At 57.1% G+C, this 14,545-nt stretch carries 15 protein-coding genes; 10 read left to right on the top strand and 5 right to left on the bottom strand.

Features of this window, described 5'->3' with window-relative positions; all coding sequences use genetic code 11:
• Positions 1-190: 190 nt before the first annotated feature.
• Positions 191-1,063 (bottom strand): MurR/RpiR family transcriptional regulator, encoded by an 873-nt coding sequence (locus QMZ29_RS08625; RefSeq protein ID WP_025303120.1) that lies wholly within the window; start codon positions 1,061-1,063, stop codon positions 191-193.
• Between the two features lie 448 nt (positions 1,064-1,511).
• Here QMZ29_RS08625 and zwf point away from each other — a divergent pair, with 448 nt between their 5' ends.
• From zwf to mdtI, 4 genes are all read left to right on the top strand, one after another.
• Positions 1,512-2,987 (top strand): glucose-6-phosphate dehydrogenase, encoded by a 1,476-nt coding sequence (gene zwf, locus QMZ29_RS08620; protein ID WP_033643346.1) that lies wholly within the window; start codon positions 1,512-1,514, stop codon positions 2,985-2,987.
• Positions 2,988-3,141: 154 nt separating this feature from the next.
• The gene (locus QMZ29_RS08615; RefSeq protein WP_025303119.1) at positions 3,142-3,783 is read left to right on the top strand and encodes a bifunctional 4-hydroxy-2-oxoglutarate aldolase/2-dehydro-3-deoxy-phosphogluconate aldolase; all 642 of its coding nucleotides are present in this window, start codon (positions 3,142-3,144) and stop codon (positions 3,781-3,783) included.
• 552 nt (positions 3,784-4,335) lie between these two features.
• Positions 4,336-4,704 carry a multidrug/spermidine efflux SMR transporter subunit MdtJ gene (mdtJ, locus tag QMZ29_RS08610; protein WP_025303118.1) on the top strand — a complete coding sequence of 123 codons (369 nt, stop codon included), beginning with the start codon at positions 4,336-4,338 and terminating at the stop codon, positions 4,702-4,704.
• The gene (mdtI, locus tag QMZ29_RS08605) at positions 4,691-5,020 is read left to right on the top strand and encodes a multidrug/spermidine efflux SMR transporter subunit MdtI (RefSeq protein WP_016927446.1); all 330 of its coding nucleotides are present in this window, start codon (positions 4,691-4,693) and stop codon (positions 5,018-5,020) included. Before mdtJ ends, mdtI begins: the two co-directional genes overlap by 14 nt.
• 62 nt (positions 5,021-5,082) lie before the next feature.
• On the opposite strand, the gene QMZ29_RS08600 is transcribed toward mdtI, so the two are convergent.
• Entirely contained in the window at positions 5,083-5,427 is a 345-nt protein-coding gene (locus QMZ29_RS08600; RefSeq protein ID WP_025303117.1) for a RidA family protein, read from the bottom strand.
• A gap of 133 nt (positions 5,428-5,560) precedes the next feature.
• Here QMZ29_RS08600 and yoaA point away from each other — a divergent pair, with 133 nt between their 5' ends.
• The 5 genes from yoaA to rnd all read left to right on the top strand — a co-directional run bounded on the left by yoaA (position 5,561) and on the right by rnd (position 12,050).
• Positions 5,561-7,477, top strand: a complete 1,917-nt coding sequence (gene yoaA, locus QMZ29_RS08595; protein WP_004932318.1) for a DNA repair helicase YoaA — start codon at positions 5,561-5,563, stop codon at positions 7,475-7,477.
• A 79-nt stretch (positions 7,478-7,556) separates the two neighbouring features.
• Positions 7,557-8,258: a tRNA (adenosine(37)-N6)-threonylcarbamoyltransferase complex dimerization subunit type 1 TsaB gene (tsaB, locus tag QMZ29_RS08590; protein WP_025303116.1), complete on the top strand. Its 702-nt coding sequence runs from the start codon at positions 7,557-7,559 to the stop codon at positions 8,256-8,258.
• Positions 8,259-8,358: 100 nt separating this feature from the next.
• Positions 8,359-8,949 carry a Slp family lipoprotein gene (locus QMZ29_RS08585; protein ID WP_021503867.1) on the top strand — a complete coding sequence of 197 codons (591 nt, stop codon included), beginning with the start codon at positions 8,359-8,361 and terminating at the stop codon, positions 8,947-8,949.
• Positions 8,950-9,158: 209 nt separating this feature from the next.
• Positions 9,159-10,847 carry a long-chain-fatty-acid--CoA ligase FadD gene (gene fadD, locus QMZ29_RS08580; protein WP_025303115.1) on the top strand — a complete coding sequence of 563 codons (1,689 nt, stop codon included), beginning with the start codon at positions 9,159-9,161 and terminating at the stop codon, positions 10,845-10,847.
• 81 nt (positions 10,848-10,928) lie between these two features.
• Positions 10,929-12,050, top strand: a complete 1,122-nt coding sequence (rnd, locus tag QMZ29_RS08575; RefSeq protein WP_025303114.1) for a ribonuclease D — start codon at positions 10,929-10,931, stop codon at positions 12,048-12,050.
• Positions 12,051-12,287: 237 nt separating this feature from the next.
• On the opposite strand, the gene minE is transcribed toward rnd, so the two are convergent.
• From minE to minC, 3 genes are read right to left on the bottom strand one after another with little or no spacing between them, the layout of a single operon-like run.
• The gene (minE, locus tag QMZ29_RS08570) at positions 12,288-12,557 is read right to left on the bottom strand and encodes a cell division topological specificity factor MinE (protein ID WP_004932303.1); all 270 of its coding nucleotides are present in this window, start codon (positions 12,555-12,557) and stop codon (positions 12,288-12,290) included.
• Between the two features lie 3 nt (positions 12,558-12,560).
• On the bottom strand, positions 12,561-13,373 hold the full coding sequence (gene minD, locus QMZ29_RS08565) for a septum site-determining protein MinD (RefSeq protein WP_016927452.1): 813 nt from the start codon (positions 13,371-13,373) through the stop codon (positions 12,561-12,563).
• Positions 13,374-13,398: 25 nt separating this feature from the next.
• Positions 13,399-14,094: a septum site-determining protein MinC gene (minC, locus tag QMZ29_RS08560; RefSeq protein WP_025303113.1), complete on the bottom strand. Its 696-nt coding sequence runs from the start codon at positions 14,092-14,094 to the stop codon at positions 13,399-13,401.
• 136 nt (positions 14,095-14,230) lie between these two features.
• Here minC and QMZ29_RS08555 point away from each other — a divergent pair, with 136 nt between their 5' ends.
• Positions 14,231-14,503 carry a YcgL domain-containing protein gene (locus QMZ29_RS08555; protein ID WP_033643340.1) on the top strand — a complete coding sequence of 91 codons (273 nt, stop codon included), beginning with the start codon at positions 14,231-14,233 and terminating at the stop codon, positions 14,501-14,503.
• Positions 14,504-14,545 lie beyond the last annotated feature (42 nt).

Below are 14,545 nucleotides of genomic sequence, written 5' to 3'. Positions count from 1 at the left end.
GTATTACTCCGTTGACTGGTGAAGCAAATATTGGTGTTGCGATAACGTCGGATAACGAAACCAGGCGTGAAATGTAATTTTACAACACTGATATTTCACCCGGGTTACCCGCATGAGCATGTTAACAGGGTACCGCCTCTGATGCCGTCATTCAAATGTCTGTTGAACGGCGATTTTTTTCTTCGTCGGGTCACGAATCAAAACTGTTGGGAATGACCACGCCTTTATCAAAGCGCGATTCTTTGAGCGCTTCTTTGACCCGCTTCAAGTTATCTCTGAATTTAGCCCCTCGGCGCAAGGTAAATCCGGTGGCAAGCACGTCAATGAGCGTTAATTGCGCGATCCGCGACACCATCGGCATGTAAACGTCGGTGTCTTCGGGCACATCGAGCAGCAACGCGAGGGTCGCCGCTTGGGCGAGCGGGGTGTCGCGCGAGGTGATAGCCAGTACCGTGGCGTCGTTCTCCCGCGCCAGGTGAGCCATCTCCACCAGATTTTTGGTGCGGCCGGTGTGTGAGATCAGCACCACCACGTCGCCCTCGCCGGAGTTCATGCAGCTCATGCGTTGCATGACGATGTCATCGAAGTAGACCACCGGAATGTTGAAGCGGAAAAATTTGTTCATCGCGTCGTGCGCCACCGCCGCGGAGGCACCCAGTCCGAAGAAAGAGATCTTTTTTGCCTGGGTAAGCAGGTCAACCGCACGATTGATTGCGGCAATATCCAAATTTGCCTTTACTGTATCCAGGCTGGCCATGACCGATTCGAAGATCTTGCTGGTATAGGAATCGACGCTGTCGTCTTCCTCAACGTTACGGTTTACGTAGGGCGTGCCGTTAGCCAGGCTTTGGGCGAGGTGCAGTTTGAAATCGGGAAAGCCTTTGGTATCAAGGCGGCGGCAAAAACGGTTGACGGTAGGTTCGCTGACGTCGGCCATGCGCGCCAGCGTGGCAATGCTGGAGTGAATGGCGGTCTGTGGGGAGGCCAGGATCACCTCGGCGACTTTCCTTTCAGATTTGCTCAGGCGTTCCAGATGGTTCTGGATTTTGTCCAGCGTATTCATATAACGAGAGTCACTCATGGTTTTATCCCTGTGGCTTTCAAGCAACAGCGCCGAATTTCGCCCGTGTTCGCCGTGCACGCAGACGCCAAACGAGCGGCTGTAACCTGGAATCGATAGGGTATGTCGATTTCAAACAAAGGAGAAATCAATGCCGGTTTAGTGAAAATATACTACGTGCTGGTAAACGTTGGCAGTCTCGACAGGGCGTATGCAGGCTTTTTTCACCAGAATATGACCTGTGTCTAACTTTCATAATGGTAACAGAGCGTCAAAAAAGACGAAAAATTACAGTTTTGCCCGCCTGTGCGGGCTCTGGCGCGCATTGGCGCTACCGCTGGAATCTTGAGGTCTTTTTTCCTGCTTCTGCACCGGGTTTGCTGGCCGTAGTCAAACAGAGTACATTAGTAATGTAAGAAAATTACAAATATCCTGCAACGAGGAGATGAACATGGCGGTAACCTCTACAGCCCAGGCGTGTGACCTGGTTATTTTCGGCGCGAAAGGTGATTTGGCGCGCCGTAAGCTGCTGCCTTCCCTGTACCAGTTAGAGAAAGCCGGACACATCCACCCGGATACGCGGATTATCGGCGTCGGCCGCGCGGAGTGGGATAAAAAAGCGTATACCGAAGTGGTCAAGGAAGCGCTTGGCACCTTCATGAAAGAAAAATTGGATGACGAACTCTGGGCCACGCTGAGCGCACGCCTGGACTTTTGCAACCTGGACGTCAACGACAGCAAGAACTTTACCAAACTGGGTAAAATGCTGGATCAGAAACACCGCACCACCATCAACTACTTCGCCATGCCGCCAAGCACCTTTGGCGCCATCTGCAAAGGGTTGGGCGAAGCCAAGCTGAACCATGAGCCGGCGCGCGTGGTGATGGAGAAACCGTTGGGCACCGATCTGGCGTCCTCCCGCGTGATCAACGATCAGGTGGCGGAGTTCTTCAACGAGTCCCAGGTCTACCGCATCGACCACTATCTCGGCAAAGAGACGGTGCTGAACCTGTTGGCGCTGCGTTTCGCCAACTCGCTGTTCGCATCCAACTGGGATAACCGCACCATCGATTCGGTGCAGATCACCGTGGCGGAAGAGGTCGGCATCGAAGGGCGCTGGGGTTACTTCGACCAGGCCGGCCAGATGCGCGACATGATCCAGAACCACCTGCTGCAGATCCTGACCATGATCGCCATGTCGCCGCCGGCGGACCTGACGACCGACCGTATCCGCGACGAGAAGGTGAAGGTACTGCGCTCGCTGCGCCGCATCGATCAGACCAATGTACGGGAAACCACCGTGCGCGGGCAGTACACCGCCGGTTTCGTCCAGGGCAAGAAAGTGCCGGGTTATCTGGAAGAGGAAGGCGCGAACAAAAGCAGCAGCACCGAAACCTTCGTCTCCATCCGCGTGGATATCGACAACTGGCAGTGGGCCGGGGTGCCGTTCTACCTGCGTACCGGTAAACGCCTGCCGACCAAATGTTCGGAAGTGGTGGTGTACTTCAAAAACCCGCCGCTTAACCTGTTCAGCGATTCGTACCAGCAGCTGCCGCAGAACAAGCTGACCATCCGTCTGCAACCGGACGAAGGCATCGAAATTCAGGTACTGAACAAGGTGCCGGGGCTGGATCACAAGCACCGTCTGCAGACCACCAAGCTGGACCTGAGCTTCTCGGAAACCTTCAACCAGGAGCACGTGGCGGACGCCTACGAGCGCCTGCTGCTGGAGACCATGCGAGGCATTCAGGCGCTGTTCGTGCGCCGCGATGAAGTGGAAGAGGCCTGGAAGTGGGTCGACTCCATCATGGATGCATGGAAAGCCGACAACGAGGCGCCTAAACCTTATCAGGCGGGCACCTGGGGGCCGGTGGCCTCGGTGGCAATGATCACCCGCGACGGCCGTTCCTGGAACGAGTTCGAATAATGCGCAATGCCGGCAGCCTGTCTGCCGGCTTTTTTTTGCCTGCGATCTGCGCGTGGGCCACATCACTTACGGTACGGCCGGACGTTCGCGCGCTTGCGCGGAGCCCTGTGGCAGGGGCGTGCCATTGTTAACCGCGAGTCATGGAGAAATAACGATGAAAAACTGGAAAACCAGCGCCGAGCAGATCCTGACGGCAGGGCCGGTGGTGCCTGTTATCGTGATCAACAAGCTGGAGCAGGCGGTGCCGCTGGCGAAAGCGTTGGTTGCCGGCGGCGTGCGGGTATTGGAGGTGACGCTGCGCACCGCCTGCGGGCTGGAGGCTATCCGCGCTATCGCCAAAGAGGTGCCGGAGGCGATCATCGGCGCCGGTACTGTGATCAATCCGCAGCAGCTGCGGGAGGTGACCGAGGCGGGGGCGCAGTTCGCCATCAGCCCGGGGCTGACCGACGCTTTGCTGCAGGCGGCGACGGCGGGGTCAATCCCGCTGATCCCGGGCATCAGCACCGTATCTGAACTGATGCTGGGCATGGATTACGGCCTGCGCGAATTCAAATTCTTCCCGGCGGAAGCCAACGGCGGCGTGAAGGCGCTGCAGGCGATCGGCGGCCCGTTCCCGCAGGTGCGTTTTTGCCCGACCGGCGGCATTACGCCGAACAATTACCGCGATTATCTGGCGCTAAAAAGCGTATTGTGCATCGGCGGCTCCTGGTTGGTGCCGGCCGATGCGCTCGAAAGCGGCGACTATGCGCGCATCACTGAACTGGCGCGCAGCGCGGTCAGCGGCGCCGCGTTGTAACCCGCGCCAGGCCTGGGGTTGGCGCTTATTTGCTCACCCGCGGATATCGCAAGGCTCAACGCTCCGTTGGGCCTTTTTTAATTTTTATCGCAATTAACTTTCTTATTTTTAACCCGTTTTTTTCTGCTTTTTTATGAAAACGGCAGTTTGCTTTCTAATTTTGGCTGTGGTAAAAATATCTCAGTTGAAAATTTTACTTTTATGAGGATATTGGGCAAATCGCACGGTGTGCGGCTGATAATAGAGAACTATTATGATGACTATTAACGGAACTACCCTCAGAACCTCTACGTGCCAACTCTTCCTGTCTGCGATCCTTGCCAGTGAGCATCACTGGTGCAGCGAGCTATAGCGTCTTTCTCCCTTAACCGGTGCTGGTAGCGGGCTTAGGCCTTCGCATTACCGTTCAGCCGGGCAAACATTCTTTTTGCGTTTGGGTCAGTTTATCCCCAGGGATCTCTGCGTCTTGCGCGCCGCATTGCGGCCGTCCGACGAGATAAATCGGGATAAATATGCCTTGGCGCGCGTTATTCGCCGTTTGGGAGAAAAATTATGATTTATTGGATCTTTTTAGGTTTGGCCATCATGACCGAAATCATCGGCACCTTGTCGATGAAATACGCTAGCGTCAATGGCGGCATGATCGGGCACATCGTGATGTACGTGATGATTACCGCGTCTTATGTATTGTTGTCGGTAGCGATAAAACGCGTGGCGCTGGGTGTGGCCTATGCGCTATGGGAAGGCATCGGCATTCTGTTCATCACCCTGTTCAGCGTGCTGTGGTTCGACGAACCGATCTCGGCGCTGAAGGTGTTGGGCTTGGCTACGCTGATCGCCGGCATCATGCTGGTGAAATCCGGTACCCGCAAAGAGCGAAAACAGGTCAGCCCGCGAGGTGACAACCATGCAACAGTTTGAGTTGTACCACATTGGGTTCCTGGGGCTGGCCATCGTACTGGAAATTATCGCCAACATCTTCCTGAAGATGTCGGACGGCTTCCGTAAAATTTGGCTGGGATTGCTGTCGCTGCTGTCGGTGCTCGGTGCGTTCAGCGCCCTGGCGCAGGCGGTTAAGGGTATCGATCTGTCGATCGCCTATGCGCTGTGGGGCGGTTTCGGTATCGCCGCCACCATCGCCGCAGGCTGGATCATGTTCGGCCAGCGGTTGAACGCCAAAGGCTGGATTGGCCTGGCGCTGTTGCTGACGGGGATGGTGATCCTTAAACTGTCTTGATAGCGGGCAATAAAAAACCGCAGGCGTCGCCGTCTGCGGTTTTTTTTCGTCTGCGCTCAGGCTTACAGCGCGGCGATGATTTTGATTTCCACCTTGTACTTCGGATTCATCAGCTGCGCCTGCACCGTGCAGCGCACCGGCGCGCTGCCGGCGACCACCCAGGCGTCCCAGGCGGCGTTCATCGCGGCGAAGTCGGCGCTGTTGGCCAGGAAAATGGTGGCATCCAGAATACGGCTTTTGTCCGACCCTACGCGTTCCAGCAGCACGTCGATGGCGGCGAGGGCGTTGGCGGTCTGCGCGGTCGCGTCGTCGTCCAGGTTCTCCGGCACGCTGGTGTAGTAAACGGTCTCGTTGTGCACTACGGCTTCGGACCAGCGCTGATCGGGATCAATTCTTTCGATATTCATTTGCTTATCTCCATATCATAGTCGCGCTAAGGGTAGCACAGCCGGTGATAAAAAAGCGCGGCGATAAAGTGGGTGGTAGCCGGGCGGCAGGCTTGGCATAATCACCGTTGAATGACACCGGCAGAGAGACAGCGTGACAGACGATTTTGCAACAGACGGCGCATTGGCGCAGGCTATCAAGGGATTTAAACCGCGTGAGCCGCAGCGGCAGATGGCGCAAGCCGTTACCGAAGCGATCAATTTCAAGCAGGAACTGGTGGTGGAAGCCGGCACCGGCACCGGCAAAACCTTCGCTTATCTGGCGCCGGCGCTGCGTGCCGATCGCAAAGTGATCATCTCCACCGGTTCGAAAGCGCTGCAGGATCAGCTGTATGCGCGCGATCTGCCCACCGTCGCCAAGGCGTTGAAGTACAAAGGCAAGCTGGCGCTGCTCAAAGGGCGCTCCAATTACCTGTGTCTGGAGCGGCTGGAGCAGCAGTCGATGGCCGGCGGCGAGCTGGCGGGGCAGACGCTGATCGATCTGGTGCAGCTGCGCAAGTGGTCGTCGCAGACCAAAGAGGGTGATATCAGCACCTGTAGCGAAGTGGCGGAAGACAGCTTCGTCTGGCCATTGGTGACCAGCACCAATGACAACTGTCTGGGCAGCGACTGCCCGCTGTATCAGGATTGCTTCGTGGTCAAGGCGCGTCGCCGCGCGATGGATGCAGATGTGGTGGTGGTAAACCATCACCTGTTCCTGGCGGATATGGTGGTAAAAGAGGGCGGTTTCGCCGAGCTGATCCCGGAAGCCGAGGTGATGATTTTCGACGAGGCGCACCAAATCCCCGACATCGCCAGCCAGTATTTCGGCCAGCAGCTCACCAGCCGCCAGCTGCTGGATCTGGCGAAGGACATCACCATCGCCTACCGCACCGAGGTGCGCGATGCGGCTCAGCTGCAAAAGAGCGCCGATCGTCTCAGCCTGAGCACGCAAGATTTCCGTCTGAATCTGGGAGAACCGGGGTTCCGCGGTAATCTGCGTGACGTGCTCGGCGAACCCAACGTGCAGCGTGCTCTGTTGCTGCTCGATGACGCGCTGGAGCTGTGTTATGACGTGATGAAGCTGTCGCTGGGGCGTTCGGCGCTGCTGGACGCCGCCTTTGAGCGCGCCACGCTGTACCGCGCGCGTCTCAAACGCCTCAAGGCGGTAACGGAACCGGGCTACAGCTATTGGTATGAGTGCAATTCGCGCCACTTCGTGCTGGCGCTGACGCCGCTGACGGTAGCCGATCGTTTCCGCGAAATGCTGGACGAGAAGCCGGGCAGCTGGATCTTTACCTCGGCCACGCTGTCGGTCAACGATCAGTTGGGCCACTTCACCGAACGGCTGGGGCTGACCAAGGCCAAAACGCTGCTGTTGCCGAGCCCGTTCGACTATGCCAAACAGGCGTTGCTGTGCGTGCCGCGCTTTTTGCCTTCCCCGAATCAGCCCGGTGGGGCGCGCCAGCTGGCGCGCATGCTGCGCCCATTAATCGAAGCCAACAACGGCCGCTGCTTCTTCTTGTGCACATCGCACCAGATGATGCGCGAGCTGGCGGAAGAGTTCCGCGCCACGATGACGCTGCCGGTCTTATTGCAAGGGGAAACCAGCAAAGGGCAGCTGTTGGCGCAGTTCGTCGCCGCCGGTAACGCGCTGTTGGTGGCGACCAGCAGCTTCTGGGAAGGGGTGGACGTGCGTGGCGATGCGCTGTCGTGTGTCATCATCGATAAGCTGCCGTTTACTTCACCGGACGATCCGCTGCTGAAGGCGCGCATTGAAGATTGCCGCCTGCGCGGCGGCGATCCGTTCAATGACGTACAGTTACCGGATGCGGTCATCACCCTGAAACAGGGGGTGGGCCGTTTGATCCGCGATACCGACGACCGTGGCGTGCTGGTGATTTGCGATAACCGTCTGGTGATGCGCCCTTATGGCGAGGTGTTCCTCAATAGCCTGCCGCCTACGCCGCGTACCCGCGATCTGAAACAGGCCATCGCCTTCCTGCAGGCCGCCGATACGTCGGCCACGTGAAAGATGAAGGGCTTACGGGGCTGTGCTACAATGCGCGCCCTGTATGAAAAACCCAGTTTTATTCCCGCCAGAGGTTGGCATGTCCACGCGAATTTTAGCGATCGATACCGCGACGGAAGCCTGTTCCGTCGCCGTCTGGAATCAAGGCGAAATCCACGCCCTGTTTGAGCTGTGCCCACGCGAGCATACGCAACGAATTTTACCTATGGTGCAGCAGGTGCTGGCGGAATCCGGTCTGGCGCTCAACCAGCTCGATGCGCTGGCCTTCGGCCGCGGCCCCGGCAGTTTTACCGGGGTGCGCATCGGCATCGGCATCGCTCAGGGCCTGGCGCTGGGCGCCGATTTGCCGATGATTGGCATTTCCACGCTGCAAACCATGGCGCAGGGCGCCTGGCGCGTCAGCGGCGCGGCGCGCGTGCTGGCAGCGATCGATGCGCGCATGGGGGAAGTCTACTGGGGGCAGTTCGAACGCCAAGTGGACGGCAGCTGGTTGGAAAGCGAAGGCGAGGCGGTGCTGTCGCCGGCGCAGGCGCTCGAGCGTGCACAGCGTCTGCAGGGCGAATGGGCCCACGTCGGCACCGGCTGGCAAACCTATCCCGACCTGGTCAACGGTTCTACGCTGAGCGTGCGTGACGGCCAAATGCTGCTGCCGCAGGCGCAAGACATGCTGCCGCTGGCGCTGCACGCCTGGCAACAGGGGTTGGCGGTGGCGGTGGAAAACGCCGAGCCGACCTATCTTCGCAATGAAGTCACCTGGAAAAAACTGCCGGGCCGCGAGTAATCGCGGCGTATTGTGCTGTTGTTGATGCCGGGCGATGAAGGCCTGCAACTTGAACGACGAAACGCGGTCAAAGTTACAGGCATTTCAGGAGATTGCGACCATGTTAATCCGCACTGCAAGTAAAAAGCTGTCGCTGCTGGCCGTCGCCTGCGGCGCGCTGGTTCTGACCGGGTGCGTCACCGTACCGGATGCGATCAAAGGCTCCAGCCCTTCGCCGGTGACTCAGCTTTCCTCGGTACAAAATGCACCGAACCTGTTTACTGGCGCGGAAGCCCGCTTCGGCGGCACCGTGGTGAACGTCGCCAACGAACAAGGGCGCACGCTGCTGGAGATCGCGGCGGTGCCGCTTGACAGCGGTGCGCGGCCGATACTGGGTGAACCGTCGAACGGCCGCTTGCTGGCCACGGTGAACGGCTTCCTCGAACCGGTCGATTTCAAAGGCCAACTGGTGACCGTCGTCGGCCCTATCACCGGCCTGAAAGAGGGGCGGATCGGCATGACGCCATATCGTTTCGTAACGATGAACGTGACCGGTTTCAAGCGCTGGCATCTGGTGCAGCAGGTGGTGATGCCGCCTGCGCCGATGGGCCCTTGGGGCTGGCGCGGTGGTCCGTGGGGGCCCGGCTGGGGCGCAGGCTATGGCTGGTACAACCCCGGTCCGGCACAGGTGCAAACCATCGTAACCGAGTAGCATACGCTTGATGTGAACATATTTGACAGGGCGGCTCAGGCCGCCCTTTTGCTTTTTGGGATAGGGAATATCCGACAATTAGTGACGTACATCGCAACCTGAATAATGTTTAAAACCCGAACTGGTCTGCTGAGTTAAAATATTGTTATGGTTAGGCTGCGAGTTTGAGGGCTGCGATGATAATTAGTAATGATTTCAGGAGTAATACCTTGGATAAGGTCTGGTTAAAACGGTATCCGGCAGATGTGCCCGCAGAGATTGATGCCGATCGCTATTCGTCGTTGATCGAAATGTTTGAGCATGCCGTGCAGCGTTATGCCGATCAGCCCGCCTTTATCAACATGGGCGAGGTGATGACCTTCCGCAAACTGGAAGAACGCAGCCGGGCTTTCGCGGCTTACCTGCAAAATGAACTGGGCCTGAAGAAGGGCGACCGTGTCGCGCTGATGATGCCTAACCTGTTGCAATACCCCATCGCTCTGTTCGGCATTCTGCGTGCCGGCATGGTGGTGGTCAACGTCAACCCGTTGTATACCCCGCGCGAGCTGGAGCACCAGTTGAACGATAGCGGGGCCAGCGCCATCGTTATCGTTTCCAACTTTGCCCATACGCTGGAAAAAGTGGTGTTCAACACCCAGGTCAAACACGTGATCCTGACGCGCATGGGCGACCAGCTTTCGGCCGCCAAAGGCACGCTGGTCAACTTCGTGGTCAAATACGTCAAGCGCCTGGTGCCCAAATACAACCTGCCGGACGCCATTTCATTCCGCAGCGCGCTGCAACGCGGCCGCCGTCTGCAATATGTAAAACCGGACATCATTAATAGCGATTTGGCTTTCCTGCAATACACCGGCGGTACCACCGGCGTGGCGAAGGGCGCGATGCTGACGCACCGTAACATGCAGGCCAACCTTGAGCAGGCCAAGGCCGCTTATTCGCCGCTGTTCCGTGAAGGGCAGGAACTGGTGGTGACGGCGTTGCCGCTATACCACATTTTCGCGCTGACGGTGAACTGCCTGCTGTTTATCGATCTGGGCGGGCGCAATTTGCTGATCACCAACCCGCGCGATATTCCGGGGCTGGTGAAGGAGCTGGGTAAATATCCGTTCACCGCCATGAGCGGGGTGAATACGCTGTTCAACGCGTTGCTGAACAACGAAGAGTTCCACAAACTCGATTTCTCTACGCTGCGTTTCTCGGTCGGCGGCGGTATGTCGGTGCAAAAAGCGGTGGCCGAGAAGTGGGAGAAAACCACCGGTAAACACCTGCTGGAAGGCTATGGTCTGACCGAGTGCGCGCCGCTGGTGGCCGGTAACCCTTACGATCTGAAACACTACAGCGGCAGCATCGGCCTGCCGGTGCCGTCGACGGACATTCGGTTGGTGGACGACAACGGCCATGACGTGCCGCCGGGCGAACCGGGCGAACTGTGGGTCAAAGGGCCGCAAGTTATGTTAGGCTATTGGCAGCGCCCGGAAGCCACCGACGAAGTGCTTAAAGATGGCTGGCTGGCGACCGGCGATGTGGTGACCGTGGACGATCAGGGATTTGTGCGCATCGTCGACCGCAAGAAAGACATGATCCTGGTCTCGGGTTTCAACGTGTATCCGAACGAGATTGAAGATGTGGTCAGCCAGCACCCGAAAGTGCTGGAATGTGCGGCAATCGGCGTGCCCAGCGAGGCCTCCGGTGAAACGGTGAAGATCTGCGTGGTGAAGAAAGACGCCTCGCTGACCAAGGAAGAGCTGTTGACCCATTGCCGTCGCCACCTGACCGGGTATAAAGTGCCTAAAATTGTTGAGTTCCGCGATGAACTGCCGAAGTCGAACGTCGGCAAGATTTTGCGGCGAGAACTGCGCGATGAGCTAAAAACGCCGAAGCCGGCCGATGCCGCCTAGGTGTCGCTTTCGCGTCTGACTATCAACAACGCCGGTGAATGCCGGCGTTGTTGTGTTTGAATCCTACAAGAGAATGATGTTTTGAATTATCAGTTGATCACTACCGATGCCGGATTGCAGCAGGTCTGCGAGCAGGCGAGAAAGCATGCCCAGATTGCGCTGGACACCGAGTTTGTCAGAACGCGCACCTACTATCCTCAGCTGGGCCTGATCCAGCTCTACGACGGTGAACAACTCTCCCTCATCGATCCTCTGCCGATCAAGCAATGGCAGCCGTTTGTCGACCTGCTGGCCGACACCGCCGTGGTGAAGTTCCTGCATGCCGGCAGTGAAGATCTTGAAGTGTTTCTCAACGCCTTTAAAACGCTGCCGACGCCGATGATCGACACCCAGATCCTGGCGGCCTTTACCGGTCGGCCGCTCTCCTGCGGTTTTGCGACGCTGGTGGCGGAGTACATGAAGGTTGAACTGGACAAGAGCGAGTCGCGCACCGACTGGCTGGCGCGCCCGCTGACCGAAAGACAGTGCGTGTATGCGGCCGCCGACGTGTTCTACCTGCTGCCGATGGCCAAGCAGCTGGTGCAGGAGACCGAAGAGGCCGGCTGGACCGCTGCGGCCCATAACGAGTGCCTGCTGCTGTGCCAACGCCGTAGCGAGACGCTGGCGCCGGAAGTGGCCTATCGCGAAATCAGCAATGCCTGGCAGCTGCGCCCGCGTCAGCTCGGCTGTTTGCAGAAGTTGGCAGAATGGCGGTTGCGCCAGGCGCGCGAGCGCGATCTGGCGGTGAACTTCGTGGTGCGTGAGGAGAACCTATGGCAGGTGGCGCGCTATATGCCGTCTTCGCTGGGAGAACTGGATTCTCTGGGGCTGAGCGGGCCGGAGATCCGTTATCACGGCAAAACGCTGCTGGCGCTGGTGGCCGAAGCCGAAGCGCTGGAGGAGTCCGAGTTGCCCGCGCCGTTGGCTAACCTTATCGATCAGCCGGGCTACAAGAAGGTGTTTAAGGACATCAAGGCCGCTATCGCTACCGTCAGCGAGCAAAGCGGGTTGAGCAGCGAGCTGCTGGCATCCCGTCGCCAAATTAACCAATTGTTGAACTGGCATTGGAAACTGAAGGACGGCGAGAGTCGCCCTGAATTAATCAGCGGCTGGCGCGGCGATTTATTAATGGCGCCGTTGCAGGACATCCTGAAAGATTATTAATCGCTGGTTATCACCAGGGCAGGGTAGGGAAACTCTGCTCGGGTGAATATAGGCAGGAAATAATGCGTTGAAGGTAAATCTGGCCAGAATTTACTTTAAACGAGGTGGCGGCAAAGTTAATTGGGAATTGTCCCAAAGGGAAAAATCAATTTTTTGCTGCCGATAATGCTTAATAACTGGATACACATACAGTTACCCCCTGCATAAAATATACAGGGGGTAATTAATGCGTCGCAATCATTTAGCTGCTTCTTCCGATTCCGGTAATGTCACGTTAAGTTCAAGTACCGAAATATCGTCCCCTTTCTGCTCGAACTGCACATGCAGCATTTCAGGATCGATCTGAATGTATTTGCAAATAACCGCCAGAATATCGCGTTTCAGATCAGGCAGATACGGGGGCTCACTGTCCCCGCGACGACGCTCTGCGACGATAATCTGCAGCCGTTCCTTGGCTATATTGGCTGTCTGTTTTTTGCGGGACAGAAAGAAGTCTAATAAGGCCATGGTTTATCCCCCAAAAAGGCGTTTCAGGAAACCCTTCTTCTCTTCTTCAATGAAGCGGAATGGGCGTTCTTCCCCCAACAAGCGGCAAACGGTATCGTCGTACGCCTTACCGGCGTCTGACTCGGCATCCAGAATGACAGGCTCACCCTGGTTGGAAGCGCGCAGCACGGACTGGTCTTCCGGGATCACACCCACCAGCGGAATGCGCAGAATTTCAAGCACGTCTTCCATGCTCAGCATGTCGCCACGGCTGACGCGGCCCGGGTTGTAACGGGTCAGCAGCAGGTGTTCCTTGATTGGCGATTCGCCTTTCTCGGCGCGGCGTGACTTGGAAGAGAGGATACCCAGGATACGGTCAGAGTCGCGTACCGAAGACACTTCCGGGTTGGTGGTGATGATAGCTTCGTCGGCGAAATACAGCGCCATCAGCGCACCGGTTTCGATACCGGCCGGTGAATCGCACACCACGAAGTCAAAATCCATCTCGCCGAGATCGTTGAGGATTTTTTCAACGCCTTCGCGGGTCAACGCGTCTTTGTCGCGCGTCTGCGAAGCCGGCAGGATATAGAGGTTTTCAGTGCGTTTGTCTTTGATCAACGCCTGATTCAGCGTGGCATCGCCCTGAATCACGTTCACGAAATCATACACTACCCGACGTTCGCAGCCCATAATCAGGTCAAGATTACGCAGGCCGATATCGAAATCGATCACGACGGTTTTCTTGCCTTTCTGGGCCAGGCCGGTAGCGATGGCCGCGCTCGAAGTGGTCTTGCCAACGCCCCCTTTACCCGATGTAACAACAATAATGCGTGCCATGAAATGGATTCCTTGTCAAAAGGGCTTAATTTAAAGGTTGTATGGTTAAAGCGTTATCCAACAGGCTGAGTCGTACGGCCTGCCCGACGTAATCGGACGGGATTTGGTCGCTCAACCAGTACTGCCCTGCGATAGAGACTAGCTCAGCCGCCAGGTGGGTGCAAAAAATCTGACATTGCGTGTCGCCTGACGCGCCTGCCAGTGCGCGACCGCGCATCATGCCGTAGACATGAATATTGCCATCGGCAATCAATTCGGCGCCGGCGCTGACGCTGCTGGTCACGATAAGATCGCAGTTGCGGGCGTAAATCTGTTGGCCGGAACGGACAGGCGTACTGATGATGCGCGTTTTGGCGGGGGCGTTATCCGCCACCACGGGCGCAGGTGCAGGCTCCGGCGCAGCCATCTTCTGGCCTTTGCCTTCGCTCAGCAGCGGCAGCCCGGCACGGGCTATCGCGCGCTTTTGACGCTCATCTCTGCAACCGCTGATACCCACAACGCGCAGGCCTGCTGCCGCGACAGCCTGTTGAAGTTCTTTCCAGTTCGCATCGCCTTCCAGCGTTGCAACGTTGATAACAACAGGGGCGTTTTTCAGAAAAGCGGGCGCTTGCTCAACTTTTTCCTGTAACGCCTGACGTATTACCTCGGGCTGTGAATTATGCAAATGAACAACCGATAGGGTAAAACTGCTGCCTTTTAGCTCAATTGGCGATTGTGACATCTATCCTGACTCAGTCTCAGCAACTTTAAATCCCCGGAATACCACTCGGGGTGCGATATTCCGATGTACTATAAGCATGTTATAGTCAGAGTTATATCCAGGCAAGACGCTCCCTCAATTAAATAGAGTTAAAAAAATGCTTTGTGTGATCTATAGAAGCCCGAAACGCGATCAAACTTATCTTTATGTCGAAAAAAAAGACGATTTCTCTCGTGTGCCGGAAGCACTGATGAAAAGTTTCGGCGTACCGCAATTCGCCATGATGCTGTCGCTCGATGAGCGCAAGAAATTGGCCTCGGCGGATATCGAAAAGGTGAAGCAGGCGTTGAAAGACGAAGGCTATTACCTGCAGTTCCCGCCGCCGGTAGAAAACCTGCTCAACCAGCATCTGGCGGGCGACAAGGCCTGAGACAGTTGCCACGGCCAGGGGAGGCGCGATGACACCTTCGGC

This window comes from Serratia sp. PF-27 (genome assembly GCF_030053255.1).
GTDB classification, from domain to species: domain Bacteria; phylum Pseudomonadota; class Gammaproteobacteria; order Enterobacterales; family Enterobacteriaceae; genus Serratia; species Serratia bockelmannii.
This window is presented reverse-complemented; position numbering and strand designations above follow the sequence as displayed.

Excerpts from the sequence above, each read along its gene's own strand:
- QMZ29_RS08625 (WP_025303120.1), bottom strand. The coding sequence starts at position 1,063 with ATGAATACGCTGGACAAAATCCAGAACCATCTGGAACGCCTGAGCAAA.
- zwf (WP_033643346.1), top strand. The coding sequence starts at position 1,512 with ATGGCGGTAACCTCTACAGCCCAGGCGTGTGACCTGGTTATTTTCGGC.
- QMZ29_RS08615 (WP_025303119.1), top strand. The coding sequence starts at position 3,142 with ATGAAAAACTGGAAAACCAGCGCCGAGCAGATCCTGACGGCAGGGCCG.
- mdtJ (WP_025303118.1), top strand. The coding sequence starts at position 4,336 with ATGATTTATTGGATCTTTTTAGGTTTGGCCATCATGACCGAAATCATC.
- mdtI (WP_016927446.1), top strand. The coding sequence starts at position 4,691 with ATGCAACAGTTTGAGTTGTACCACATTGGGTTCCTGGGGCTGGCCATC.
- QMZ29_RS08600 (WP_025303117.1), bottom strand. The coding sequence starts at position 5,427 with ATGAATATCGAAAGAATTGATCCCGATCAGCGCTGGTCCGAAGCCGTA.
- tsaB (WP_025303116.1), top strand. The coding sequence starts at position 7,557 with ATGTCCACGCGAATTTTAGCGATCGATACCGCGACGGAAGCCTGTTCC.
- QMZ29_RS08585 (WP_021503867.1), top strand. The coding sequence starts at position 8,359 with ATGTTAATCCGCACTGCAAGTAAAAAGCTGTCGCTGCTGGCCGTCGCC.
- minE (WP_004932303.1), bottom strand. The coding sequence starts at position 12,557 with ATGGCCTTATTAGACTTCTTTCTGTCCCGCAAAAAACAGACAGCCAAT.
- minD (WP_016927452.1), bottom strand. The coding sequence starts at position 13,373 with ATGGCACGCATTATTGTTGTTACATCGGGTAAAGGGGGCGTTGGCAAG.
- minC (WP_025303113.1), bottom strand. The coding sequence starts at position 14,094 with ATGTCACAATCGCCAATTGAGCTAAAAGGCAGCAGTTTTACCCTATCG.
- QMZ29_RS08555 (WP_033643340.1), top strand. The coding sequence starts at position 14,231 with ATGCTTTGTGTGATCTATAGAAGCCCGAAACGCGATCAAACTTATCTT.